This window comes from Bacillus sp. FSL M7-1020 (assembly GCF_038050415.1).
GTDB lineage: Bacteria > Bacillota > Bacilli > Bacillales > Bacillaceae_G > Bacillus_A > Bacillus_A toyonensis.
In genome coordinates this window covers 1,545,424-1,571,181 of sequence record NZ_JBBOTW010000001.1, presented here as the reverse complement: position 1 = coordinate 1,571,181, position 25,758 = coordinate 1,545,424, and the positions used below count along the sequence as shown (strand labels likewise).

Below are 25,758 nucleotides of genomic sequence, written 5' to 3'. Positions count from 1 at the left end.
CATTTATCTGTACGTAATGCTGTAACAGTTCAATTACTATTATGCTTTTTTCGTATCTACTACTTTAATATCCTCAGCATAAATCTTTTCTGCATAGTCCTTAATGTTTTTCCAGCTATCTTTCGCAATGTTTAAATCTTCTTTAATGAAAACAAGATCGTTTGGACTAATTGAATCTACATTTTGAAGTAAAGAATTGTATTTTGATCCCATTGTGTACCATTGGTTTGAAATATTTTGTAACGCTGTAATTGCAGTATCAATTGTATTTGTTAAATACTCTGTTTGTGTTTTAATGTTCGTTAATCCTGCTACTTCTAATTGCGCAGTTGTAACTTGTCCTGTTATCTTTTGAATTTCTGCTTGTGCATTATCAAGCTCTTTCTTCGCTAAAACAATACCAGCTGTACCACCACCTACAGCTGCCGCACCACCTGCAATTAACGCGACTCCTAGCGGCGTTCCTGCACCAGTTGCAATAACTACTGCACCACCGATAATTGCAATTGGTCCTAACGCTGTAGCAACTGATGAACCGATAATAATTGCATTATATTTACTAATTGCTTCATTGTACGTTGTAATTTGATTTTGCAATAGCGGAATTCCAGCGTCTTGACTAGCTAAGATAGATGTAATTTGATTTGCATCTCCCTTGAAGTTTTGCGTATCTGACGTCATTTTATTGCGGAATTTCTTCAAGTCTTCTACTAATTGATCTACTTGTGCTTTATTTTCATTAATACTACTTGATAATCTAGTTAAGCCTTTCGTAAGAGTCGCTTTATCTTTTGCATCTACCGCAGCAACTAAAGTATCATAATAGTTTTGGAATTTCGTATTGTAATTAATGATATTTTGATTCGTTGAAATAAGCTGTGGCTTTAATACATCTAACCATTGCTTCGCATTTCCTCTAGCTGTATCTTGGTGCTGAATCACTTTCCCTTTTAAAGCCGCATCAACAGACGATACATTACCAAAGTTAACATTACCTTGTTTAATAATTGTTAAAGCGTACAGATCCATTACTAAAGCGTTTGAACCTGTTCTTTCCATTGCATCTTTTAGGCCTTCTGGTCCTAATGAGTATTCCTCATAGTCATTATAAGCTTTTGCTACAGCATGAACTGGAGCTTGTTTCACTGTACTTTCAGCTGCATACGTATGGGCCGGCATAATATTCCCTGCTGCAAATACTGCCATAAGTGCTGATAGAGCCATTACTTTATAAGGTTTTTTTGTCATTTTTCTTCTCTCCCTATATCGCTAATTATTTTTCTGTTTAATGTACTTCAACGTTTGTAACATAATCTTCAAATTGATTTGTTTGCTTATTCATTTCATCACTTACTTTTTTAAGTTGATTGAAATGTTTTTGAAGTAAACTACTGTCTGTATACGTGCCTTCTTCAATATTTGTTTGAATTTGGATCATATTATTATTGAAAACTTTCCAATCCGCTAATAACGTTTCTAAAGTTGCGATTTGGCGATCAATTAGTTCTGTAAAGCTACTTACTTGATCTTCAACGAATGTAATTTGAGTCGCCTCTGATTCAGTCTGTGATAACTTTTGAATAAGTGGTAATAGCTCTTTTTGCTTTTGTTGAATACGAAGAGCTGCTTCCCTCGTTTGACTATCTGCAGCATTTACAATTTCATTACTTAAAGTACCGATAGAAACAAAGTCGATTGTTTTCGTTTGTGCAGTTTGATTTGTAATTGTAAATACTTGTTTACCGATATTAATAGAACCTTTAATGATTTCTTGCGGTCTATTCAAAATAGTAGTTAGTTCAGCTTGAATTTCCCCTTGAATTCTTTTAATATCTTCTCTTAATTTCACAATATCCCCATTTGATCCTTGCAGTGTTTTTATTGCTTCATCAGCTTTAATCGATAAGTTATTGCTATCTTTGTCTAATACTGTTTTAAATCGATTTAACTCTAATAAATCTTGCTCCATACTCTCTTGGATGCTTTGTACTTGCAGTTGTAATTTTCCATATGCATTTGTAAAATCTGCTTTTGCTTGTTCATCTTCATTTACGTTTCCTGCTAGTTCATAGAGCTTACTATAATAACTATTAAATCTAGTACTATATCTCATCATCTCTTGATTTAAATCGATTAACTTCGGATTATATTCATCGATCCACTCTCTTACATTTGCCTTTGCAAACTTTTGATGATTCGTCAAACTACTCATCGCATTCACCTTAATGTCTGGCTGTTGTAAAATAACTAATCCGTATGCTTGTATAAGCGGTGACTGTGATCCTAACATTCTAATTGAATTGGATAATGTATTTGGAGCAATTACATTTTGTGCATATACTGCTTTCACTTCTGTTTGCCCCTCCTTAGCGTAAGCGCTTACAGGAATGAAGCAACTCGTAGATACTGCTGTAACCAATAACCCTGTAATTAAAGTCTTTTTCACTTTAACTCCTCCTATGTATTAGCAACTATTACTATCGCATTTTATTATTCTATTTTCTTGCAATTAATTTGAGATGGTTAAAATAGAGAACATTCTCACCGTGATTCGTGTACGAACCATCTCTCCTAACTTTTTTCTACAGTACTTACTTATTGTTATAAAACATTTCATACCTTTTCATATGTGCTTAGTATGAATAGATTTGTATAAAATTTCTATTCTATTGCAATTTTCACATTCATACAGTGAATATATTACATAAAAATATTATTCATTTTAAACTAATCCACGTATAAAAGTATGAAATTTCGTTTTGTTTTCAAGTAAGTTTTGTACTGTAAGGTCATTTAAACACAGCTATTTATATAACGTAAAGAAGTATTTTCATTCCCTTTATTTTCAAGCTCTCATGTCCTTATCCCAAAATAAAATTCGTTTCACTTTCCCGATTAAAATATCCATATATCACAACAGAAAACACTACTTACTCACAACGGATAAAATTATATTAATATAATTTTTAGTTAAATATGCAATAATGCATAGCGTATACACAAAAAGGATAGCTTCACTTTCGTGAAACTATCCTTAAAAAATCTTCTTACTTTTTCAAATGATATGGAACTGTCGTAATAACAACATTTCTCTTATAGAGTAAATACGCACGTATGAGTAAACTTGATTGATTATGAAGAATGTTATGCCAGCCTTTTTTCGGAATAAACTGTGGTATAACGACCGTAACTCGATAATTTGATTCACTCGCTTTATATTGCACTGTATCAATGAACTTAGTTAGCGGCTGAATAATACTTCTATAATGAGAATGCAATGTAACAAGCCTTACTTCAGGTTGCCACTTCTTCCATTTCTCTTCAAATTTCTTTTCCTCTTCTCTGTCAAAAGCAACATATACAGCGATAACTTGATCTGCAGAAAGAGCCTTCGCATAGTTCAATGAATTTTCTACTACATGAGTCATACCAGCTACAGGAACGAGAATTACATTCCCCTCAATCGGAATAAGAGGCTCACAAGTTTTTAAACTTAATTGATCACCGACTGCATCATAATGCTTCTTAATTCGATGGAACAAGAAGATAATAGCAGGTAAGAAAATAAGGATCGACCAAACTTGAGCGAATTTAGTTAAAAAGAACATGCTCATAACGATAAAACTAATGACTGCACCAATTAAATTAACCGTTAATCTTAAAGCCCATCCTTCAGGTTTTTCACGAAGCCATTTTAATACCATACCCGTTTGAGAAAGTGTAAATGGAATAAACACACCTACTGCATATAGCGGAATTAAATGTTCTGTTTGACCTTGGAAAGCTACAATTAAAATAATCGAAGCAATTCCAAGTATAATAATACCGTTTGAGTAACCAAGACGGTCTCCTCTAATCGTAAACATTCTCGGTATGAATTTATCTTTTGCAAGGTTAACTGCTAATAATGGAAATGCAGAATACCCTGTGTTAGCAGCAAGAATTAATATTAAAGCTGTTGTGCCTTGTATGAAATAGTACATGAAATTACGTCCAAATGTTTGTTCAGCAATTTGGGAAACAACAGTTACTTCTTTACTCGGTGTAATTCCGTAATAATAAGCTAAAAATACAATTCCTGAAAATAACACAGCAAGTAATGCACCCATCGCAAGCAAAGTTTTCGCTGCATTGTTTGGTGCAGGATCTTTAAAGTTTGGAATTGCGTTTGAAATCGCTTCAACACCTGTTAAAGCCGAACTACCTGATGCAAATGCTCTTAACAGTAAAAACAAACTAATTCCCGCAACCGGCGTTCCAATCGGCGTGTGTAAGGTCGGTGAAACGTGACCAGTTAAAATATTGTATATCCCTACACCAATTAATATAAATAGTGCTAAAACGAATAAATAAACAGGATATGCTAAAACGGAAGCTGACTCTGTTACACCTCTTAAATTTAATATGGTTATAAATATAACAAATATAATCGCAATGATTACATTATGTGCATGTAAGCTAGGAAAAGCAGATGTTAACGCATCTGTACCTGCTGATACACTTACTGCAACAGTTAAAATATAATCCACTAATAAAGACCCTCCAGCTATTAAGCCTGGATTCATCCCTAAGTTTTCTTTTGATACAACATATGCGCCCCCGCCATGTGGGTAGGCAAAAATAATTTGACGATAAGATAAAATAAGAGCTGTCAATAATACTAATACCCCAATAGCGATCGGAATGGAATACCAATACGCAATCGCTCCAAGACCTGCTAAAGCGATTAAAATTTGCTCTGGTCCGTATGCAACTGATGACAATGCGTCAGAAGATAGAATGGCTAGCGCCTTCGTTTTATTAAGCTTTTGCTCTCCTAACTCAGTTGATTTTAACGGCCTTCCAATTAAAAATCTTTTAATAGATGAAACCACAGCTGTCCACTCTCCAATAATTTTGTACGAACGATTCTGCTTGTTACAGCCAGCAAACTATTTCTTCAGAAAACAAAAAATGTCTACAAGCCATAGCGAAATAGACTTGTAGACATTATTTTTTTTGTCGCACAAGCTCCACCTTCCTTCTCAATATAACGCTTACGAGGTTAGCTGTCGGATTCGGGCCTATGAGTAGCCCTACCTTTTTTTAAGGATTCACCCCATCGGATTATGTACTAATCCGTAAGAACGGGTCCCCCGTACCATGCGGTTTCAGCGATTTAGAAAATTGAAACTGTGGATTATAATACTCCTTTATTTTCAAAATGTAAACAAAAATTTTTAAAAAGAAAAAATTTAAAATGATTGCGCATAATCCGCTGATAAATATACATAATGAATACTAAAAAACCCTTAAAGGAGACCCGTATGTCTAAAAAGAAGAAACCGCTTTTTTCCGATTCATATTTAGATGCAGTAGCAAATGAAATTAATCAGTTATATGGTAAACGTGAACAGGAAATAAACTTGACAGAAAGAATTAAAAGAAACAAATAATTTGTCATACGCAAATAAAAAAGATAGCAATACACTTATATATTGCTATCTTTTTTATTATTTCATACATCTAATTCTATTACGGGTTTGTTAAATGTCATTTCTTCATACACCTTCAAATTTTGATATACCACTCCTAGTAATGGTGCTTCTAAAGAAAATTGTTCTGCTACATCTAGTAAGTATCCTTGCAAATGCTTCCCTTCAATAAACGAACCTTTTTCCATATCACGCTGCATAGAGGACTTCATATCATAAGAAATTTTATCAATCGTTTTCATATGTTCCTGGGCAATATTATCTTTAACTGGAGCTCCTAATACCCTCATAATTTGCACAGATTCCTCAAATAAATTTCGGATAAATTCACGTCCACCTTCACTTTCACGAATTGGTCCTATCGGTGCACGCATTAATGTTGTAACGCCTGACATGACAGTAATAAATAAATATTTATGCCACATATCTTGCGTAATATTTTCACTTAAAACAAAGCTAGCTTTCGTACCTATAAATGCTTTCGTAATACGCTTTATTCTCTCTGAATCTTGAGGCTTAATTTCTCCAAATACAAGTCTGTTGGCAGCACTAGTTTGTACAATTTCTCCTTGATCGTTTAACGTCGTCTCAATAAAGCATAAACCGCCCATTACTTTTTCCCCGCCGAATTCTTTTTGTAATAGCGATAAATGAGCGATACCATTTAACAATGGAATGATTACAGTATTTTCGCCAACAAACGGCTTCAAATCTTGAATTGCCTCGTTTAAGTGATACGCCTTTGTTGAAAATAAAATCACATCAAATGGAGAAGTTCTATCTTCTTTCGTTATCAATTTCGGTTGAAAGGAAAAATCTCCATTCACACTACGAATAACAAGTCCTTTTTCCTCTAATTGTTGTTTTCTTTTGCTGCGAACGAGAAATGTAACATCTTCTCCCTTTTCTACTAATCGGCCACCAAAAAATCCACCGACGCCACCAGCTCCTAATACTAAAATGCGCATACAACATCCCCTTTTCCTCACACAATTATACTAGTTTTAGTATACATAACATTATACATGTCCCTTGTTAAATTAGCTGAATTTTCATTCTTAATCTATTGAAAAAACAAGGTTATTTTCAAGAAAAATTGGGCATGTTGTTTCTATAGCTTATACGGAAAGGAAACAATGTAAATGGAGGCAATACAAACAATCGAAGAAAAAGATGTAACAACAGCTATATTTCAATTTATATTCCCGTTTTCGTTTAAAACTGGATATGAACAAAATATGTTCCCTTTCTTACAAAAAAATAATTTCCGTCCTTTTCGACTTGATCATCTTGAAGATGAAAATACATATTACGGGCAGTTTCAAGTTTCACATCAAAATATGGAAGCATACTATCTTTCATTTACGAATAAAATTCTTTTTCCTCATTCAGAACATCAAAAGGGACTACAGCGCTATTCTAAAGACCTTAATTTAAATGGACATTTAACAACAAATCTTATTTCCGTTCCATTCAAGATACATTCTATTGATGTAACACTTTGTCCTTATGAGCTTGGCTTCTTAACAATTCGAACAGAAGTCAAAACCGCCCCAAACATGACATTATCAGAAGCCATCGAATTTGCTTCTCGCTTCCGTGTGCTTGAAACTAGAAATGATACAACCGAGACCATTTGTATTGAATGTGATGGGAAAAAATATTCACAAGTAGAAAAACTTATATTCGGCGATTTATATCATGGCTTAACAGACTTCTTTGAGAATAAGAGGTTGCGGAGTTCATACTTTCAAACATTCCCCTTCTTTGAAGACCAACGAATGTATGTACAAACCTTATTATCTATTAACAAAAAGTCAGACCTTCATGTAGTTGATGTATATCGAGCTTCCAGTCTTTCCGGATTAACAGACGATGGTAAGCCGTATATTAGTGCAAATAATGTTCCTTATATTCACGATTATTTAACAAAGCATTCTTATCAAAGATGGGCTCCTAACCGTTATTTTATTATGGAAGAACATATTTTCACATGTATAACAAATGAAGGTGAAAAAGAAGTCACTAAACTTGCTAGTCAAATGTACGGAGAATTTTATTACGCTTTATTATTAAACCTATTTCATAAAGTTGTTTTATTAAAGATGGCGAATGCTTATGCTGAGCTAAATATTGAACAAGATACAAATGAAATAGAGAAATTAATTTATTCAATCAATTCGTTTACAGCCAATTATTTTTCTTTAGAATTAGTATCTCAATCACAAAGTGAAGATATTTTCTTCCGCTTAAGAAAACTTTTTAACATTGAAATTTTATACTCAAACGCGAAACAAAATCTTGATAGTTTGTTTAAATATCAAGAAAATGTCGCCGCTAAAAAAGATAGCCTTTTATTATTAATTTTAACGCTCTACTCTGTAGTAGGCCAAATGTTAGGTTTTACTATGATTGACCTTTTAAGAAATACAGATTCAAACAAAATATCATCTCCTCTTGAATTTTTTGCACTGTTAATAGCAATTAGCGGTATAGTCATTTCCTTTATTTTAGGTGTACAAAGTTTATACCAATGGGGTATACAGCATCGAAGAAGACAAGCGTGGGTAAAACAAACTGTACTTTCTGCTGTGAAAGAAAAAGAGGATAAAAATTAAAGACGATTCTTTTTAAATTACAAATACATGATGCGTTTCAGTAAATGAAATTTTTATCAGCGATTTTTTAAATATATCGGCGATTTTTCAGATATATCGACTTACCGACAAAAATCGACAAAAGACAGAACCTAACAATATAAAAAGGGGGCTCCAAAATAAAGTTTGGAGTACCCTTTTTTATTACACGAATTCAGCTTACTTACCTGCTTCGATTTTCTCTAATGCAGCAGCTACTTGTTCTTCCGTTAATTCATGTTGTATTACGTAGCGGTTACGTGGGCTTACACGACATTCATGAGAACATGCACGTAAATGTTTTGCTTCGTTTTCTTCAGAACATAAAATTTTCTTGTTACATTCTGGATTTGAACAGTTTACATAGCGCTCACAAGGTTCACCTGTAAAGTGGTCTTTACCAACAATAACATGTTCTTTTTGGTTTACTGGTACAGCAATACGCTCATCAAATACGTAACATTGTCCATCCCATAGCTCGCCTTGTACTTCTGGATCTTTTCCGTACGTTACAATTCCGCCGTGAAGCTGACTTACATCTTCATAGCCTTCACGAACTAACCAACCAGAAAACTTCTCACATCGAATTCCGCCTGTACAGTAAGTTAAAATCTTTTTACCCTCAAGTGTTTCTTTGTTTTCTCTAATCCAATCTGGTAATTCACGGAATGATTCAATATCTGGTTTAATTGCACCTTTAAAATGCCCTAAATCGAACTCATAATCATTTCGTGCATCAATAATAACTGTATCTTCTTGTTTCATCGCCTCATAAAAATCTTTTGGCTCTAAATATTTTCCAGTTATTTCTTTTGGATTAATATCGTCTTCTAGACGAAGTGTAACTAATTCTGGACGCGGACGTACGTGCATTTTCTTGAATGCATGGCCTTCTTCTTCATCTATTTTAAACACGATTCCATCAAAACGTGGATCATTGTTCATTGCTTCCATGTATTTCTCTGTTTGTTCTACAGTTCCAGAACAAGTTCCGTTAATACCTTCTTTTGCTACAAGGATTCTACCTTTTAATTCAAGTGAATTACAAAATTCTAAATGCTCTGCAGCGAATTCTTCAGGGTTTTCAATTGTTGTGTACATGTAATAAAGTAATACTCTATATGGTTTTGTAGTTGCCAATGTATTTCTACCACCTATCTAATTTTTAAAATCATGTATAAGTTAACGTTCATATCAAAACATATATAATAAGAAAATGTATCCAAAGTTTTATGCATCCCATTTTCTTCTCTTTATACTATTTTCTATAAGTTAACAAAAATAAAAAACAAGATTACACACCAAAACACTATGGTTATGTTGCAATCCCAATATATTATATATCATACAAATCCATTTCCATCAATTAATATGCTGTATGATAGGCTTTTTGTTCACATAAATTTCAAAAATAGCCCTTTAATTTATTATCTTCTCCTTTATTCAACGCCCATAAACTTCCAAAACATTTTTGTATTTCCACACCATTAATTGCACAAAGTCATATAATTTGCATTGAGGAAACTTTTATGTTCAAATAAAATCATCACATAATATATATAAATGTATTGAAATAATGAGTAAGAATAAATACAATAATTTCATCAAGTTAAGATTTCAAAGGGGAACACTACTATGAATAAAGATATATCAAAAGACGAACAAATCCCTTCTCCAAGTACAACTGTTCAATCAGCACATTTAGCGCTAAGCGGACAAACGAAAGGCTTAAAAAAACTATTACCATTCTTAGGGCCTGCTTTCATCGCTTCAGTCGCTTATATTGATCCTGGGAATTTCGCAACGAATATTGCTGCTGGTTCACAATATGGTTATTTATTACTTTGGGTAATTCTCGCTTCTAATTTAATGGCTGTATTAATTCAAACTTTATCAGCTAAATTAGGAATTGCTACTGGGAGCAACCTTCCTGAGATAGCTCGTGAAAATTTCCCGAGACCTGTTTCCATCGGTTTATGGATTCAAGGTGAACTTGTTATTATGGCAACTGATTTAGCTGAATTTATTGGGGCAGCACTCGGATTGTACTTGTTATTCGGAATTCCAATGTTACCAGCAGCTTTAATTACAGCAGCTGGATCGTTTATTATTCTTGAATTTCAACGCAGAGGCTTTCGTCCATTAGAAGCAATCATAACAGGGATGATTTTTATCGTTGTTATCGCTTTTGGTGTCCAGGTCTTTTATGCAAAGCCGGAATTAAGCCCTCTTCTTTCAGGACTATTTATCCCAAAATTCCAAGGCGTGGATAGTATTCTTTTAGCAGCTGGTATTTTAGGTGCGACAGTTATGCCACACGCAATATATTTACATTCCGCCTTAACACAGCGCCGTGTAGTCGGAACAAATGATGAACAAAAGAAAAAGATTTTCCGTTTCGAATTCATTGATATCATTATTGCAATGGTTATCGCTGGAGCCATTAATGCGAGTATGTTAATTGTAGCAGCTGCTTTATTCTTTAAAAACGGCTTGCACGTTGAAGACCTTGACGTCGCTTTCAACCAATTCAGTAATTTAGTCGGTCCTGCATCCGCTGCTTTATTTGGAATCGGACTTTTATCAGCGGGATTATCTAGCTCGTCTGTCGGTACAATGTCTGGTGACATTATTATGCAAGGATTCATTCGCATGCATATTCCGTTATATTTACGCCGATTTATAACAATGATTCCACCTCTAGTTATAATTGCTTTAGGTGTAAACCCAACTTATGCTCTCGTTATGAGCCAAGTTGTCTTATCGTTTGGTATTGCCTTTGCATTAGTACCGCTTATTATGTTTACAAGTAGTAAAAAGATTATGGGGGCACTCGTTAACCACCGTATAACAACTTTCATCGCTTGGATAATTGCTGCACTCGTTATCGTTTTAAATATTTTCTTACTGTATCAAACATTTATAGGGTAATGAAAAAGGGTATTCCAATCAAAAATGGAATACCCTTTTTAGTAAAATAATTCTCTTCTAATTACCTTTTACGTATGTACCTCTTTCCGGCATCAGCGCACCTTTTTTAGTTCGAAAATAAAGTGGCAAGCCTTCCGTACAAAACATACTCACCTCGGATGGATTCTCTCTTTGATGATGGATGTGTAAATGCGGCTCACTTGAACTTCCAGAGTTACCAACTTGGGCAAGAACGAAGCCTTCGTTTACATGTTGTCCTTCTTTAACTTTAATTGACCCTTTCTTTAAGTGAGCGAGAATCAAAAATGTCCCTGTTTCATCTAACCGTAAATAAATATGATTCCCAGCCATTGACTGAAAATCATCTGATCCTGGAACTAAATCTTTTTCATCATTATTAACTGATACAACTGTTCCAGAAGCTGGCGCCATTACTGTCACTCCGTATATTCCATAATCCTCTAACTTACTACTTTTCACTTCAGCAGGTGGAATGAGAATATCATATGCCCATCTTTCATTTGGTTTTATCACATGATAATTCTTCTCTAGGCGATCACCACCCCACCCTACTAACGCCCGCTCATTCAAAGGAAAACGAACGACTATTTTAGGACTCGTAGACTGTACATCTGCTGGGTATGCAATTCTCCCAATGTTAGCGAACCACCCGACAGGCCAAGCTCCAATGATAGAGAACAGAACTATTAAAAGTAGCATTCTATCTATTCGCTTTCTAAAGATGCCTTTCCAAGCAAACATTACTATTGATCCTATCAAAACAAAAATCGAAACTACGCTAAATGCTTGTATCCACCACCAAACAACGACTGATATAATACCATGAGCTAAATAAACTACACTCCAACTTATAATTAAAAAAGAAACTATAATTGCTAACAAACTTTTCTTCCACATGCTGTATCCCTACTCTCATATCTTTGTTCTCAATGATACGAAGTAAAAATTACGGCATATGAAAGAAATACTTACGACTTTCTTACTTTTTTATACTGTGGTAATTTCACAGTGAAAATTGTTTCTTTATCGTTACTACATACAGTTATATCTCCTTTATGGAGCTGAGCTATACTTCTCGAAATTGCAAGTCCCATTCCTTTCCCACCCGTATGAGAGCTACGTGATTTTTCACCACGATAAAACTTCTCAAAAACGTAAGGAAGACTCTTTGTCGGAATACATTGTCCAAAATTTTTAATTTCTACTTCAACATTCCTTTCTCTTTGGGAAATTTGAATTGAAATTTCTTTTCCATCTTTCCCGTACATAATGCTATTACTAATTATATTTTCAAATAGTCTCACTATAATCGCTACATCAATTTTTACATATAGCTCTTCATTACTTTTAATATAAAAACTCATATTGGCATCATCTAACTGTGGTAAAAAATCAATCATGACCTGTTCAATTAATGCTTTCATATCTACTACATTTTTATGTAATTCAATCTCTCTATAGTTTATTTGACAGTATTCTAATAAATCTTCAACTTGATTTTTTAATTCATAACTTTTTCGCTTTAATATGCTTACATATTGTCCACATTCTTCTCCATGTGAATGAAGCTTATTTCCTAGTAAGTCCGCATAACCAATTAGAGATGTTACAGGCGTTCGTAAGTCATGTGAAATATTACTAATCATTTCATTTTTCATTTCCTGTGATTTTTTTTCATTTTCAATAGACTCTTTTAAACTTTTGGCCATTCTATTGACATTCGTCGCTAACTCACCAATCTCATCGCTTTTCGAAATAGGTATATGTATTTCCAAGTTACCATTGCTTATTTCCTTCACATTCTTATTGATCTCATTCAATCTTTTTATAGTTGTCTTTGTCAGTAATGCAAAATATATAGTGGTTAACAGCAGAAAAAACATAAAATAAAAAAACGAATATTTTTCTTCTAGCGCGACAACGTCACTATATATACTTCCAAATAAAATTTGAACTAATATGATACTTACCGTAGCTAACAGAATGCTACATATAAATGCAAAAAAGAATTTAGCTCTAATTCCTTGTAATGATTTAATCTCCAATTTTATACCCGACTCCCCAAACATTTTGTATAAACCTCGGTTCTTTTGGATTCTCTTCAATTTTATTTCTTAATCTCGCAATATGAACCATTACCGTATTATTGCTTTCATAGGCCCTTTCATTCCAAACACTTTCATATATTTCTTCAATCGTAAACACACGGTTCTTTGCAGCTGCCATTAAGTGCAAAATATCATATTCAGTTTTTGTAACATTAATTGTTTGTCCATATATCTTTACTACTCTAGAAATTTCATCTATTTCTAAACCTTTAATGTTTATTTTCTTTTCCATTACTTGGACAGCAATTTGATTAAAATATGTATACCTTCTTAATTGAGCTTTCACTCTTGCTATAAATTCAATTGTACTAAACGGCTTCACAATATAATCATCTGCCCCAGTACTAAATCCAATTACTTTATCTACATCCGATGATTTTGCGCTTAAAAACATAATTGGTAAACTATATTTCTCTCTAATCCTTCTACACAGTTCTATACCATCCATTTGAGGCATCATAATATCAAGAATAGCAAGTTGAATACTGTTATTATTTATTATCTCTAATGCCTCTTCTCCGTTATGAGCACTAAAAACAGTAAAACCTTCTTGCGTTAAATTCACATTAATAAATTGAACAATATCTAGATCATCATCTACAATTAATATTGAGTTTTTCTCCATTTCTAAACCTCTTTTTTGAAATATATTCCACATCCCATTTTAACATAAATCAAACCTACCCTTTCATCTTGAATAATCTTTATTTTCAGTTTAAATTATATAATAACAAATGCATTCTAGTTTCATAAGAAATGGAGTGAAAATATGTTTCCTATATTAAAAACTGACCGACTCATTTTGCGAGAACTTACGGAAAAAGATGCACCGGGTATACTACAATGCTTTTCTAATACTGATGTACTGCGCTATTATGGCCAAAAACCATTACAGAATGTAGATCAAGTAAAGCAAATTATTAATAATTTCAAGTTGAGTTACAATGCAAGAAACGGTATAAAATGGGGCATCGAATTAAAAGATAAAAAAGAACTCATTGGAACAATTGGTTTTCACGATTGGTCTTCTGAGCATAAACGAGCAAATATAAGTTATGCCTTTCTCCCTGAACACTGGGGAAATGGCTATGCTACGGAAGCAGTTTCTGAGGTTATATCATACGGTTTCCACACGCTTCATTTAAAACGTATTGGTGCAATTGTCTTTCTTGAAAATGAAGCTTCAAATAAGGTGCTATTAAAATTAGGTTTTGAAAAAGAAGGCGTTCTAAAAAATTATATGTATCAAGATGATATTCCATATGATACGAATTTTTATGCTTTATTAAAATCGGTTTAATAGAATTTATGTGTGAAGAATTCGTATCCGTACAACGGATCCAAATAGTAGATTTTTAATGAGGGATGGAAAAAAACGATCGGTTTTCATTTCTTAGATTATCGTACGATTGATGCGAAGTACAATACATTATAAAATCTAAAAAAACGGGAAATGAGCAAACTTTTACTTATTTCCCGTTTTTACGTTCTTTTTCTGTTTTCGCAATGCTTTTGGAATGTATACACAGAAAGGTTCGCTTTCCATGTAATCCCCCGTCATCGCATATGCTCTAGAACGAGATCCCCCACAAACATATCGAAACTCACAAACACCGCACTTTCCTTTATACTTGTCCGGATTACGAAGGTTTTGAAAAACAGGGGAGTTTCGATAGATTTCAGCTAGTGCTGTCGTTCTAATATTCCCGGTTTTAATAGGCAATAATCCACTTGGATATACATCTCCAATATGAGAAATAAATACAAAACCGTTTCCGTCATTCACCCCTTTTGGAGCACGACCAAGCCCATCAATTCGCCCTGTCGTCCCATTCATCAATACATCCTGATATTGAATGATCTGATTTGTCTTGTTATTTTCTTTCATTTTTTCTTGAAGCACAACCCGTCTATAGTGCTGACCAGCTGTTGTTTTAATATCAAAAGAAACCTTTTTACTAAGCTTATATAGCCAATGGAATACCCTTTCATGTTGGGCTGGTGAAATCATATCTTTTTCCTTACCTCGTCCTGTTGGAACTAAGAAAAATATACTCCAAAGTACACATTTTAATTCTTCTATTAACATTGCCATTTCTTTAAGTACATCCACATTATATTTAGAAACAACAGTATTAATTTGAATAGGAATTTTTAATTCATGCAAATAACGAATGGAATTCATTGTTAATTGAAATGATCCTTCTGTCCCTCTAAAATGATCGTGTATTTCAGCTGTTGGTCCATCTAAACTAAATGCCCATCTAGCAAGTCCCACTTCTTTTGCTTTTTGAATCGTTTCTTTCGTCACGTTTGGAGTGGCACTTGGCGTCATAGAAACTCGAACACCTTTTTTCACTGCATATTCCGCGATATCATATACATCTGGACGCATTAATGGATCTCCACCAGTAAATACAAGCATTGGATTTTCCATTTCATATATATCATCAATTAGTTTTCTTCCTTCTTCGAATGTTAGCTCTAGAGGATGACGATGATACTGTGCTTCTGCACGACAATGCAGACATTTTAATTGACATGCCCTTGTTAACTCCCATATCACAATAAACGGATTTTCATTAAAATCACGATTAATCAAGATTAACCCTCCCATCAATTGATATTCTAATTGTAAAGTTATATATGTATTTATGGTGTGAGATGTATCACAAATAAAAATCTTCAGTCATAATAATGCCCCTATACTGCTATTAATCTAATGTTTCTACCTTCCTCTTCAACAATCACAAAAGCTCTTTGTTAAAAATATAAACACCCCTTTAGACTAAATGATCTAAAAGGGCAAAGCTTCACAACTTTTTATAAACATCGCGGCTTTCTTCAACAGATTTTTTTTAGTTAGAAGACTTAAATTGTAAAAGGTCATAAAAAATAAAGGACGATACATATTATGCATGAATAATATGTATCGCCCTTTTAATTGTTGTTCAACAATCGCTCCCGTTTGTTGAAGATCTTAATTAGTACATGATAATCTACAATTCAAATAGGCACTTCGATTAAAGTCCCTTTATGTCCGGTTGTTTAGACATTTCCTAGATAGCTTCGCGTCATGTTTTGAAGAACAATTTTTCCATTCTTACTATGTTTTTCGAATAACTCTGACAGGAGAAAAACAAATTTTTTATATTCTTCTTCATCCTTTTTCGGAGCATAGGACGCTGATAAATTCCTTCCCAAAAAACCTTCATAATCAAAAAGTAAATCATTTTGATACGCTTTAAACTCATACTTTCCATCCTTAAAAAAGGTGTTAAATACTTCGGGAGTTTCCTCTATTCCATCGCTAAACCCTTTGAAAGTCGGGCAGGTTTTCTGGCAAATTTCTGCATTCTCTTTCATAATCGAACTAGTTAAATCTCTACTATTCCAAACGAGAGCAACATTTTCCTTTTGTTTCAAGATTCGTTGGCATTCCATTTTGAAAGCTGCTTTATCAAACCAATGAAATGCTTGAGCAACAGTTACTAAATCCACACTATGCTCTTTTAAAGTGGTATTTTCAGCTGTTGCTTTTATTGATTGAAAACGAGCATATAGTTTTAACGATTGCTCAGCCATCTTTCTCATGTCATCATTTGGCTCAACTCCAATAACCTTTAAACCTCTTTCAAGCAACTGGTGGCTAAATATCCCCGTACCTGAACCAATATCAGCCACAATTCGGTCCTCTTTCAGTTGGTTAGCCGAAAACAAATAATCAATATATGCATTAGGGTAATCGGGGCGATATTTCGCATATATATCGGCCTTGTCGTTAAAATTTTCTGTTGTTCTCAAAGTACTACCTTCTTCCCCACGATATTATGTACAGAAATAGGAATTAAATAATTAATTCCAGCTTCAATCTCTAAGTCCACAACTTAAGAATACAGCCAAATGGATCTACCTTAGTTCCAATATGAATCCCCGTTAATATACCCTAATTTTTTAATAACTGACCAGTTTCTCAGTATTAAAAGTAAGAAATTGAGCTTTTTTCTTAGCTATTTAATTTCGTTTACTACTAACTTCTTTTTACTTAAATAAACTGCTCAATCTGATTTTTTTTGCAACTTTTTGTGAATACGTAACAACAATTACGCATTCATCTTTTTTATGTGCTGGCAACAACCCTAAAGGGTTTCCCAACACTCTGTAAAAAAACCTTACTTTTAAAAGTAAGGTTTTTTTATTTACTTCTTATCAACATAAGCATTCTTATAAGTATAAACGCCACCAAATTGATGTTTTGCAATTCCTTTTACATAATCCTTTTGTACATAAGCTGAACCAAGATGATAAAGCGGTGCCACGGCAGCGTCTTCTAATAAGACCTGCTCAGCCTCTCGCAACGCTTCCCATCGTTTCTCCGGATCAAGTACAAAATCATTTTTCGCTTTCCTTATTAAATCATCGTAATGAGAATTCGAGTAACTCATTTTATTATTCGGATTCCCCGTCGTAAATAACTCTAAATAATTAATTGGGTCTTTATAGTCAGGTCCCCAATTTGCCATCGTTATATCGTAATCACCTGTTTGTTCTAACTGTAACTTTTGCTTAAATGGCTGCTGTTTAATTTGTAACGTTAATCCATTCAAATTCTTTTCTAAATCACCTTTTATATATTCTGCCATACGTTTTGCATTATCTTGTTCAAACGTTAAAAACCCGAGGTTTACTTGCTCTACTCCAAGCTCTTTTTTCGCTTCTTCCCAAATCTTTTGCGCATTTTGCAAATCATATGAAGAAATATTTCCGTTTTCTTTTCTAAAATCTTTGCCAGTCTCTTCATTCATATGACCAACTGGTACAAGTCCATTTGCAGGTTTTGCCCCGTTATTAATAAAGTGAGCAACAAAATCATCTTTATTTAATGCTAATGAGATAGATTGACGTACTTTTTTATTGGCTAACGCATTATTTTTCTCATTAAAACGTAGCATAGCGATTCCAGGATCACTTGACATATGTAATTCCTTATTCCCTTTATACTTGTCTACAACTTGAGAATTAATAGGTACTCGATCCAAATCGCCGGCCTCATATAAATTTACAGCCGTCATTGCATCCTTTACAATATGAAAATTTATTTCGTCTAATTTCACTTTCTTTTGATCCCAATATGTAGCATTCTTCTTTAATTGGAACTCTTGTTCATGTTTCCATTTTTCTAATACAAATGGGCCGTTATATATGAGATTACTAGGTTCCAATCCGTATTTATTTCCTTGTTCTTTCAAAAATGATTCATGCTGTGGTAAGTATATAGGCAGTGCTAACAACTGTAAAAAATACGGAATTGGCTGTTCAAGTTCAACCTCTAACTTATAATCATTTATAACTTTAACCCCAAGTTCATCAAGTGACATTGTTCCCTTATTTATTTCTTTCGCATTTTTCACATGAAAGAACATGTCCGCATATTGAGATGCCGTTTGCGGGTTAACTGCACGTTTCCATGCAAATATAAAGTCATTTGCTGTTACATTGTCTCCATTTGACCATTTTGCATCTTTACGCAAATCAAATGTATATTTTTTACCATCTTCACTTCTTTTAAACGATTTTGCTACTGCTGGAATAGGATGATCTTGATCATCTAGCACATACAACCCTTCAAATATGTTTTGCATAACGTGTGATGATGTCCCATCCATCGTTTTTGCAGTATCAAGTGAAGGAATTTCTTCTGATACTGTTACATTTAACACTTGTTTTTTAGCCTCTGCATCACTTTTATTCGCTTTATTATTACAAGCTGTTAAAAATAAAGATGTAATAATTGCCATTACCATTAAATGGCTCTTTTTTCGCTTCATGAATTGTTCTCCTTAAAAATAAAATATTATAAACGTTATATATTATAACAGAAATATTAACAGAAAGATGCGACATTATATTGAATATTTATTCGCTCAAGAAAAAAGCTGTCCTTTTTAAAAAAGGACAGCTTTTTCAAACAACTTGCACATACCTATCTTTGTAAACCTCGTTTATAACGACTTGCTTCAAATATAATACGCTCTTCATCTAACGTTTTACATTCACCATTCCAAACAACACGTTTTCCGTTAATAATTACATCACTTATATCTTTTCCACTAGCTGCATATACAAGGTGTGATAACACTTCATCAGCTGGTTGTAAATGCGGTTTATTAGACGGATCAATCGCAATAAAATCAGCACACTTTCCAACCTCAAGTGATCCAGTTTGTTTCATACCAATTACTTCTGCAGCTCCTTTTGTCGCTAGAGAAAGAGCAGTTTCTACTGGCAATGCTGTTGCGTCTTGATGAATACCTTTTTGTAATAAAGTTGCAATGCGCATTTCTTCAAACATATCTAAATTATTATTAGACGCAACACTATCTGTTGCAATCCCTACTTTAATTCCTGCTTCTAGCATCGCTTTCACATTCGCTATACCAGAACCTAGTTTTAAATTACTATTCGGATTATGAGCTACTCGAACATCATGTTCTGCTAAAAATGCACGCTCATTTTCATTTAATACTACACCATGCGCAATAACTGTTGGGCGTTTAAACAGTCCGCAACTGGCTGCATATTCTACCGGACGTTTTCCGTACTGCGCTTCAATATCACGTACTTCACGCTCTGTTTCCGAAAGGTGAATATGAACCATAGTTTGATTTTCTACTGCAATACGTGCGCACTCTTCTAACAGTTCTGTGGAACATGTATATGGACTATGCGGTGCAACCATCGTAGTTAACATTCCACTTTCGTTATAATAACGCTTCACATATTTCTCGGCTTCTTCAATTGCTTTCTTTTCATCTTCTTTCGTTCCAAAGCTAAATAAAGTTCTTGAAACAGCAGCGCGCATCCCACTCCTTGATACCGTTTCCATAATTGCATCTTGATCTACTCCAATTGGATTAAACATATCAGAGAATGATGTCGTACCACTTTTCACCATTTCAAGTAATCCTAATTCCGTACTAGCGACCGCAAGCTCTGGAGTAAACTGACTTTCAAGTGGCCAAATTCTCGTCTCAAGCCATGGCTGTAATAACATATCATCGCCAATACCTCTCAAAAGACTCATAACAACATGTGTATGTGTATTTACAAGCCCTGGTAAAACCCACTTCCCTTTCATGTCAATTACTTCATCTACTTCAAAATCGTTAGCGAATTCTCCGCTATTTACTTCTATAATTTGATCATTTTCTACAATGATATATCCATTTTCTAACACTTCATTTTTTTCATTCATCGTTGCAATTGTAGCGTTTACATAAGTTGTTTTCAAAAGTATTTCCCCTTTCAACTCTATGAAGTTCCCTTTAATAAGTTACCACCATTATAGTAACTTATTAAAGATTAAGAGTCAAAAGATAATTTTAATTCTTTCGTTATCTTTTCCTTCAAAATGCCATATTGCTTTTCATCTGTATCTGCAAATGCTTCTTCACGATTTGATTCCACCCCCATATACTTCAATTTTTCATTAAATTGCGTCTCTGTAAAATCAAACACCTTCCCATCTATACAGTTATAAAAGTGCCACACCTCTCCTACTTTCGTCTTTTTAATTTTCCCTCCGTATATTTCTTGAACGACTAGAGCTGTTACACCACATTGTCCCTTTGCCGGATTTTCGCTCGTCCACTTTGAACTTGTTTCAATCGACCACGATTTTTTTAACATTTCATATATTTGTTTTGTCTTCACATTATCCACTCTCATCTTCCCCTGACATTAATAGTTTTACACATCATATTGCAAAAGAGGTAAAAATCGATTCTTACATACTGTTGATGGTGTCTCTCCAATTAGCTTTGCTCCCATTTTCAAGTAATAGCCTTTTGCATTCGGATCACTATCAATCGTAAACCTTTTTATTCCTAATTCATTTGCTTTTTCTATTACAAACTTCCAAAGTATTTTCCCGTAACCTTTTCCTTTGTAGCGAGGATGAATGTATAAAAAATCGAGAGCATTTTCATTACGTAAAAATGAGAAAAATCCAATCTTCATATTATTTTTTTCTAAAACATATACAAAATTATATTTTATGTACTCTTCTGTAATTGTTAAATCTGCCTTACAAGAAAGTATGAATTCTTCACTATAATTCCACGTTGCTTTTGAATGTAGTGCGAGTTCACTTAATTCATCTGCTTCTGCTAATGCAGCTTCTCGTATTTGCATAGTTTATTTATCCTCTCTTTTATTACTTGTAGTTCTATTTTCACATTCCATAGTAAAATATGATATTTTACAATTATTCTATAAATATCTTTACTATCCCTCGCTGCAATACTTACATCTCCACGCATTTAGTTCATAAAATAAAAGCGAACACTCAACACAGAGCAGTATTACACGTGCTCCTTATAGTTCAGTGCTCGCTTTTTCTCAAAGTAGAGCTACGTCTTTTACAACGATTCTAGTAACTTTTTAACAAAATGAATGGAATGATGTGAAGCCGAAACACAATTATCTTCAAATGCTTCAATACTAGACGCTTCTTCTGTATCTGTTATAGATCTAACTGCTATAAATGGAATCGTATTGGCATAACAAACGTGAGCTATACTTGCTGTTTCCATATCTACACAAAGTGGGTTGTATGTAGAAATTATTTCTGTACGGCCACTCTCACTTATAAAAGCCTCTCCAGTAACTATCTTTCCGAAATAAACATTTTGGGTAAATTGATTGTTCTCGATTACTGCTCGGCTTAATTCAAGAAGTTTACTATCCGTTTTAAAATATACACTTTCCATCCATGGATGATATTCAGTTAATATTCCTTCATCCACGTCGTGATACGCAATTTCTGTTGAAATGACTGTATCTCCAATTTTTAATACTTTATCGATTGCTCCTGCAACACCTGTTACAATAATATGCGTCACATTAAACTTATCTATTAATATTTGAGCTGCAATAGCTGCATTAACTTTACATACACCACAATATAATGCAACAACTTCTACATTTTCATATGTCCCACTATGAAACGTTAACATCGCAAGATTCGTTATTTTTTTATTAGACATATCTTCAATAAAAGGCATAATTTCATCTTCTGATGGCCCAATAATTCCAAATTTCATACACTCGTCTCCTCACTAAATTTATATATAAAACTTATATAGGCATTCAATCGATCTTCAAATATATATAGCCGCTACGCAAACTCCATTAGCGACTATCCGTACTATCTATAAATATAAGCCCGAACTACAAACAGTTTGGGCTTAGCTTTCATTCTCATTTATTATGCGCATCTAACCAAGAAATTAAATCTTTAAACACTTCATCTCTATTCACTTCATGGAACATTTCATGTCTTCCATTTTCATATAAACGTAGTGTAACATCTTTCACACCACATTTTTTATAGTTTTCATAAACTTCTTTTACACCTTTTCCCATATCTCCAACAGGATCACGATCACCAGAGAATATATGTATTGGAAGATGTTTTGGCGTCTTCTTGTATTCTTCTAGTTTATTTACTTCTAATACACCAGAAAACAGTTCTCTATAAAAACTCGTCGTACAAATGAATCCACATAACGGATCCGCGATATATTTATCAACTTGATTTATATCTGAAGATAACCAATCAAATTTCGTACGATTTGGCTTAAAGTTCGAATTGAAGTTTCCGAAAGATAAAAAGTTTAGCACTGGACTTTTCGTTTTTGCCCCACGCAATTTCATTTCGATTGTTGCTACTTTATGACCAATAGCCCCTAAAAGCCCTGGATTTCCACCTGTTCCTGAAATCAGAAATCCATCATATAGTTCACCCCTAAGTTGTACAGCACGTCTTGATAAAAAAGAACCCATACTATGTCCTAGTAAAAACAAAGGACTTGACTGCTCTTCTTTTATCCTTTCTGAAACAAAGATAACATCCGATACAACTTGATTCCACCCTATATTTGGTTCAAAATGACCATAATCTTCTTCTTTTTTTACTGTTTTCCCATGTCCTTTATGATCATGCGCATAAACACCATACCCTGCTTCCAATAAAGCATCTACAAATTCTGTATACACCCCTGCATGCTCTGTCATGCCATGTGCAATTTGAATAATTCCTCTCGGATCTCCTTCTGGTAACCACTTACGCAAATAAATTTCCGATCCATCCAATGCCGTAACGAAACTTTCCTGTACGTTCATTTCGTCAGCCCCCAACTCTATTATGTATCTCAAAATAATGAATATCCGTTCATTATTCTTATTATGTATTATATGCAATTGCTTTCATTATGACAAATACTGTACTTTTCCGATTAGCTATCAAACTATTATGTTGACGAATAACCAATAAAATTATATAGTTACTTACATAAAGTAATTATTATATTTTTAGGAGGTTTCTATTATGATGCCATCACTATTTTTAGCACATGGTTCACCAATGCTTGCTATTCAAGATACAGACTATACACGATTTTTAAAAACACTTGGAGAAACATATAAACCGAAAGCAATTGTTATTTTCACTGCTCACTGGGAAAGTGAAGTATTAACGATTTCCTCATCAGATAACGAGTACGAAACAATTTATGATTTTGGAGGTTTTCCCCCTGAGTTATACGAAATCAAATATCGTGCGAAAGGCTCTTCTAGCATTGCATCTATGTTAGAAACAAAATTTAAGAACAAAGGTATTTCAGTCCATCATAATATGACGAGAGGTTTAGATCATGGTTCATGGACACTCTTGCATCGCATGTATCCAGAAGCAAATATTCCTGTCGTACAAATATCAGTCAATCCCTTCCTTCCTGCAAAAGAACAATTTGAGATTGGAGAAGCACTTAAAGGACTTGGACAAGAAGATATTTTAGTAATCGGGAGTGGCGTTACCGTTCATAATTTACGAGCCCTGAAATGGAATCAAACTACACCTGAAAAATGGGCAATTGAATTTGATGACTGGATTATGAAACATATGCAGAATAACGATAAAGATGCATTGTTTAATTGGGAGAAAAATGCGCCTCATGCACAATTAGCAGTACCAAGAGCAGAACATTTTGTTCCTTTATTTATCGCTATGGGCAGTGGTGAAAGTGACGGAAAAGTCATTCACCGTAGTTACGAGCTTGGTACATTAAGTTATCTTTGCCTTCAATTTTAAAGAAAAAGGATGAAGCATTCATTGCTTCATCCTTTTTTCTATTTCATTCACTTAGTTAACTAACTTCCAAATGTTGTTTCTCTGATACCTCTTCGTTCTTATTATGAAAATAAACCCAAATGCATGCAATAAATAATAGTGATGATGTAGAGAAGAAAACATATTGGAAGCCTGCATGAGCTGCAATTTGCCCCCCAAGCACTGGACCAATCATATTTCCTAAAAACTGAAACGACTGATTATATCCAAATATTCGTCCCGTTACATGGGTTGGCGTATGTTGTTTTAGTAGAGTTTGTACGGAAGGTAATAATCCTGCTTGTGCGATACCTAATAAAAATCGAAGAATTAATAGTTGCCAAGCTGAGGTTACAAATGCTTGCGGGATAAAGATAATCCCTGCAGCAAACAATGCTACTACTAATGTTTTTTGAGGACCGATATGATCTGATAATCTTCCTAATTTAGGCGCTGCCAAAATAACTGCTAATCCTGTCGCAGACATAACTGCCCCTGCAATCATTTCGATATGAGCTGTTCCTGGTCCTTCCAAATTCTTTACGTACAATGTAATAATAGGTTGAATTGACATATTGGCAAGTTGAATAATAAATGTTGTTACAAATAAACTAATAATTACATGCTTTGCTGGGACCATCGTCCATACTTTTTTTTGCTGTACCTTTTTTGCTTGAGCAGAGTGATTTTCTTCATGTAGGAAGAAAAAGACGATGAGGAAGGAAAGGAATAAGAAAGCTCCTGTAACAAGAAAGACATGACGCATTCCAATTAACTCAGACAAATAACCGCCTAGTAATGGTCCGAGTAATGAGCCGCTCACGCCCCCGGTTGAAATTGTGGAAATTGCCCAACCTGAATGCTCTTTCGGAGTTTCTGCTGCAATAAATGTCATTGCGGTTGAAAGGAAACCAGATACTGCTCCCATCAAAAATCTAAGTGCGACTAGTTGATACACATCCGTTACAAACCCCATAAGCGTCATAATAACCGCCATACCAAGGCTAGCACGTATAAGCATCAATTTCCGTCCATGTATATCACCAAGCTTTCCCCATATTGGTGATACGATCGCACCCATTAAAAATGTTACACCAAATGCAAGTCCCGACCACTGTGCAATACTCGAAGTGCCAGTCACTCCTAATTCCTCAATATAAAAAGATAAGAAAGGAATTACTAAACTCATACCGGCTGCAGTGGTAAAACAACCTAGCCAACAAATCATTAAATTTCGTTTCCAGCTGGCCATTTTCACACCTTCTTTCATTCGATACCCATTCTACACCTTTTCTTGTAAAAAGTTTAGTAATTTGATTTAGACGTAATATTCATTACAAAAGCCGCTATTTCCTAGCAAAAACCATGTAAATTCCACATTTTTTTCATAATAAAACCAACTCCCCTATATGGAGTTG

General features: G+C 34.1%; 22 protein-coding genes and 1 riboswitch. Of the genes, 5 read left to right on the top strand and 17 right to left on the bottom strand.

The window, feature by feature from the left end; all coding sequences use genetic code 11:
- Positions 1 to 39: 39 nt before the first annotated feature.
- The 3 genes from nheB to MHB70_RS08135 all read right to left on the bottom strand — a co-directional run bounded on the left by nheB (position 40) and on the right by MHB70_RS08135 (position 4,874).
- Complete coding sequence (gene nheB / locus MHB70_RS08145) at positions 40 to 1,248, bottom strand: non-hemolytic enterotoxin NHE subunit B (protein ID WP_000162968.1); 1,209 nt, start codon at positions 1,246 to 1,248, stop codon at positions 40 to 42.
- A gap of 37 nt (positions 1,249 to 1,285) precedes the next feature.
- Positions 1,286 to 2,446 (bottom strand): non-hemolytic enterotoxin NHE subunit A, encoded by a 1,161-nt coding sequence (gene nheA, locus MHB70_RS08140; protein ID WP_000751820.1) that lies wholly within the window; start codon positions 2,444 to 2,446, stop codon positions 1,286 to 1,288.
- Positions 2,447 to 3,047: 601 nt separating this feature from the next.
- Positions 3,048 to 4,874 carry an APC family permease gene (locus MHB70_RS08135; RefSeq protein WP_000254863.1) on the bottom strand — a complete coding sequence of 609 codons (1,827 nt, stop codon included), beginning with the start codon at positions 4,872 to 4,874 and terminating at the stop codon, positions 3,048 to 3,050.
- A gap of 144 nt (positions 4,875 to 5,018) precedes the next feature.
- Positions 5,019 to 5,166: riboswitch (cyclic di-AMP (ydaO/yuaA leader) on the bottom strand.
- A gap of 140 nt (positions 5,167 to 5,306) precedes the next feature.
- Between MHB70_RS08135 and MHB70_RS08130 the strand changes: the two genes are divergently transcribed.
- A complete protein-coding gene (locus MHB70_RS08130; protein ID WP_000038255.1) occupies positions 5,307 to 5,435 on the top strand; it encodes a hypothetical protein in 129 nt (42 codons plus the stop codon).
- 62 nt (positions 5,436 to 5,497) lie between these two features.
- Here MHB70_RS08130 and panE read toward each other — a convergent pair whose 3' ends face one another.
- Positions 5,498 to 6,442 (bottom strand): 2-dehydropantoate 2-reductase, encoded by a 945-nt coding sequence (panE, locus tag MHB70_RS08125; protein ID WP_001221919.1) that lies wholly within the window; start codon positions 6,440 to 6,442, stop codon positions 5,498 to 5,500.
- Between the two features lie 174 nt (positions 6,443 to 6,616).
- Here panE and MHB70_RS08120 point away from each other — a divergent pair, with 174 nt between their 5' ends.
- Positions 6,617 to 8,092, top strand: coding sequence for a hypothetical protein (locus tag MHB70_RS08120; protein ID WP_000387454.1), 1,476 nt, complete (start codon positions 6,617 to 6,619; stop codon positions 8,090 to 8,092).
- A 198-nt stretch (positions 8,093 to 8,290) separates the two neighbouring features.
- Here MHB70_RS08120 and trhO read toward each other — a convergent pair whose 3' ends face one another.
- On the bottom strand, positions 8,291 to 9,250 hold the full coding sequence (gene trhO, locus MHB70_RS08115) for an oxygen-dependent tRNA uridine(34) hydroxylase TrhO (protein ID WP_000246236.1): 960 nt from the start codon (positions 9,248 to 9,250) through the stop codon (positions 8,291 to 8,293).
- Between the two features lie 495 nt (positions 9,251 to 9,745).
- On the opposite strand from trhO, the gene MHB70_RS08110 reads away from it, so the two are divergent.
- Positions 9,746 to 11,041: an Nramp family divalent metal transporter gene (locus MHB70_RS08110; RefSeq protein WP_061530100.1), complete on the top strand. Its 1,296-nt coding sequence runs from the start codon at positions 9,746 to 9,748 to the stop codon at positions 11,039 to 11,041.
- A gap of 57 nt (positions 11,042 to 11,098) precedes the next feature.
- Here MHB70_RS08110 and MHB70_RS08105 read toward each other — a convergent pair whose 3' ends face one another.
- The 3 genes from MHB70_RS08105 to MHB70_RS08095 all read right to left on the bottom strand — a co-directional run bounded on the left by MHB70_RS08105 (position 11,099) and on the right by MHB70_RS08095 (position 13,795).
- Positions 11,099 to 11,959 (bottom strand): M23 family metallopeptidase, encoded by an 861-nt coding sequence (locus MHB70_RS08105; protein WP_000265664.1) that lies wholly within the window; start codon positions 11,957 to 11,959, stop codon positions 11,099 to 11,101.
- 71 nt (positions 11,960 to 12,030) lie between these two features.
- On the bottom strand, positions 12,031 to 13,131 hold the full coding sequence (locus MHB70_RS08100) for a sensor histidine kinase (protein ID WP_002105408.1): 1,101 nt from the start codon (positions 13,129 to 13,131) through the stop codon (positions 12,031 to 12,033).
- Positions 13,097 to 13,795: a response regulator transcription factor gene (locus tag MHB70_RS08095; protein ID WP_000414522.1), complete on the bottom strand. Its 699-nt coding sequence runs from the start codon at positions 13,793 to 13,795 to the stop codon at positions 13,097 to 13,099. Before MHB70_RS08095 ends, MHB70_RS08100 begins: the two co-directional genes overlap by 35 nt.
- 144 nt (positions 13,796 to 13,939) lie before the next feature.
- Here MHB70_RS08095 and MHB70_RS08090 point away from each other — a divergent pair, with 144 nt between their 5' ends.
- Positions 13,940 to 14,470 carry a GNAT family N-acetyltransferase gene (locus MHB70_RS08090; RefSeq protein ID WP_000483987.1) on the top strand — a complete coding sequence of 177 codons (531 nt, stop codon included), beginning with the start codon at positions 13,940 to 13,942 and terminating at the stop codon, positions 14,468 to 14,470.
- A 165-nt stretch (positions 14,471 to 14,635) separates the two neighbouring features.
- On the opposite strand, the gene MHB70_RS08085 is transcribed toward MHB70_RS08090, so the two are convergent.
- From MHB70_RS08085 to MHB70_RS08050, 8 genes are all read right to left on the bottom strand, one after another.
- Positions 14,636 to 15,787 (bottom strand): TIGR04053 family radical SAM/SPASM domain-containing protein, encoded by a 1,152-nt coding sequence (locus tag MHB70_RS08085; RefSeq protein WP_002047777.1) that lies wholly within the window; start codon positions 15,785 to 15,787, stop codon positions 14,636 to 14,638.
- 431 nt (positions 15,788 to 16,218) lie between these two features.
- Positions 16,219 to 16,974 (bottom strand): class I SAM-dependent methyltransferase, encoded by a 756-nt coding sequence (locus MHB70_RS08080; RefSeq protein ID WP_061530101.1) that lies wholly within the window; start codon positions 16,972 to 16,974, stop codon positions 16,219 to 16,221.
- 395 nt (positions 16,975 to 17,369) lie between these two features.
- Positions 17,370 to 18,998: a peptide ABC transporter substrate-binding protein gene (locus tag MHB70_RS08075; protein WP_061530102.1), complete on the bottom strand. Its 1,629-nt coding sequence runs from the start codon at positions 18,996 to 18,998 to the stop codon at positions 17,370 to 17,372.
- 155 nt (positions 18,999 to 19,153) lie between these two features.
- Positions 19,154 to 20,479 (bottom strand): bifunctional S-methyl-5'-thioadenosine deaminase/S-adenosylhomocysteine deaminase, encoded by a 1,326-nt coding sequence (locus MHB70_RS08070; RefSeq protein ID WP_141543677.1) that lies wholly within the window; start codon positions 20,477 to 20,479, stop codon positions 19,154 to 19,156.
- 53 nt (positions 20,480 to 20,532) lie between these two features.
- On the bottom strand, positions 20,533 to 20,892 hold the full coding sequence (locus MHB70_RS08065) for a YunG family protein (RefSeq protein ID WP_000370955.1): 360 nt from the start codon (positions 20,890 to 20,892) through the stop codon (positions 20,533 to 20,535).
- A gap of 27 nt (positions 20,893 to 20,919) precedes the next feature.
- Positions 20,920 to 21,363 (bottom strand): GNAT family N-acetyltransferase, encoded by a 444-nt coding sequence (locus tag MHB70_RS08060; RefSeq protein WP_016108164.1) that lies wholly within the window; start codon positions 21,361 to 21,363, stop codon positions 20,920 to 20,922.
- A 227-nt stretch (positions 21,364 to 21,590) separates the two neighbouring features.
- Positions 21,591 to 22,274, bottom strand: a complete 684-nt coding sequence (locus MHB70_RS08055) for a 5'-methylthioadenosine/adenosylhomocysteine nucleosidase (protein ID WP_061530104.1) — start codon at positions 22,272 to 22,274, stop codon at positions 21,591 to 21,593.
- 157 nt (positions 22,275 to 22,431) lie between these two features.
- Positions 22,432 to 23,355 (bottom strand): alpha/beta hydrolase, encoded by a 924-nt coding sequence (locus tag MHB70_RS08050; RefSeq protein WP_001102585.1) that lies wholly within the window; start codon positions 23,353 to 23,355, stop codon positions 22,432 to 22,434.
- Between the two features lie 205 nt (positions 23,356 to 23,560).
- Here MHB70_RS08050 and MHB70_RS08045 point away from each other — a divergent pair, with 205 nt between their 5' ends.
- Entirely contained in the window at positions 23,561 to 24,322 is a 762-nt protein-coding gene (locus MHB70_RS08045) for a DODA-type extradiol aromatic ring-opening family dioxygenase (protein WP_000982909.1), read from the top strand.
- A 55-nt stretch (positions 24,323 to 24,377) separates the two neighbouring features.
- On the opposite strand, the gene MHB70_RS08040 is transcribed toward MHB70_RS08045, so the two are convergent.
- Complete coding sequence (locus MHB70_RS08040; protein ID WP_000179322.1) at positions 24,378 to 25,592, bottom strand: multidrug efflux MFS transporter; 1,215 nt, start codon at positions 25,590 to 25,592, stop codon at positions 24,378 to 24,380.
- Positions 25,593 to 25,758 lie beyond the last annotated feature (166 nt).

What these genes read in the sequence shown, in the direction of transcription:
- nheB (WP_000162968.1), bottom strand. Translation starts at nt 1,248, where the DNA reads ATGACAAAAAAACCTTATAAAGTAATGGCTCTATCAGCACTTATGGCA.
- MHB70_RS08060 (WP_016108164.1), bottom strand. Translation starts at nt 21,363, where the DNA reads ATGCAAATACGAGAAGCTGCATTAGCAGAAGCAGATGAATTAAGTGAA.
- MHB70_RS08095 (WP_000414522.1), bottom strand. Translation starts at nt 13,795, where the DNA reads ATGGAGAAAAACTCAATATTAATTGTAGATGATGATCTAGATATTGTT.
- MHB70_RS08075 (WP_061530102.1), bottom strand. Translation starts at nt 18,998, where the DNA reads ATGAAGCGAAAAAAGAGCCATTTAATGGTAATGGCAATTATTACATCT.
- MHB70_RS08120 (WP_000387454.1), top strand. Translation starts at nt 6,617, where the DNA reads ATGGAGGCAATACAAACAATCGAAGAAAAAGATGTAACAACAGCTATA.
- panE (WP_001221919.1), bottom strand. Translation starts at nt 6,442, where the DNA reads ATGCGCATTTTAGTATTAGGAGCTGGTGGCGTCGGTGGATTTTTTGGT.
- MHB70_RS08055 (WP_061530104.1), bottom strand. Translation starts at nt 22,274, where the DNA reads ATGAAATTTGGAATTATTGGGCCATCAGAAGATGAAATTATGCCTTTT.
- MHB70_RS08110 (WP_061530100.1), top strand. Translation starts at nt 9,746, where the DNA reads ATGAATAAAGATATATCAAAAGACGAACAAATCCCTTCTCCAAGTACA.
- MHB70_RS08100 (WP_002105408.1), bottom strand. Translation starts at nt 13,131, where the DNA reads ATGTTTGGGGAGTCGGGTATAAAATTGGAGATTAAATCATTACAAGGA.
- MHB70_RS08050 (WP_001102585.1), bottom strand. Translation starts at nt 23,355, where the DNA reads ATGAACGTACAGGAAAGTTTCGTTACGGCATTGGATGGATCGGAAATT.
- MHB70_RS08130 (WP_000038255.1), top strand. Translation starts at nt 5,307, where the DNA reads ATGTCTAAAAAGAAGAAACCGCTTTTTTCCGATTCATATTTAGATGCA.
- MHB70_RS08045 (WP_000982909.1), top strand. Translation starts at nt 23,561, where the DNA reads ATGATGCCATCACTATTTTTAGCACATGGTTCACCAATGCTTGCTATT.
- MHB70_RS08105 (WP_000265664.1), bottom strand. Translation starts at nt 11,959, where the DNA reads ATGTGGAAGAAAAGTTTGTTAGCAATTATAGTTTCTTTTTTAATTATA.
- MHB70_RS08040 (WP_000179322.1), bottom strand. Translation starts at nt 25,592, where the DNA reads ATGGCCAGCTGGAAACGAAATTTAATGATTTGTTGGCTAGGTTGTTTT.
- MHB70_RS08085 (WP_002047777.1), bottom strand. Translation starts at nt 15,787, where the DNA reads ATGGGAGGGTTAATCTTGATTAATCGTGATTTTAATGAAAATCCGTTT.
- MHB70_RS08090 (WP_000483987.1), top strand. Translation starts at nt 13,940, where the DNA reads ATGTTTCCTATATTAAAAACTGACCGACTCATTTTGCGAGAACTTACG.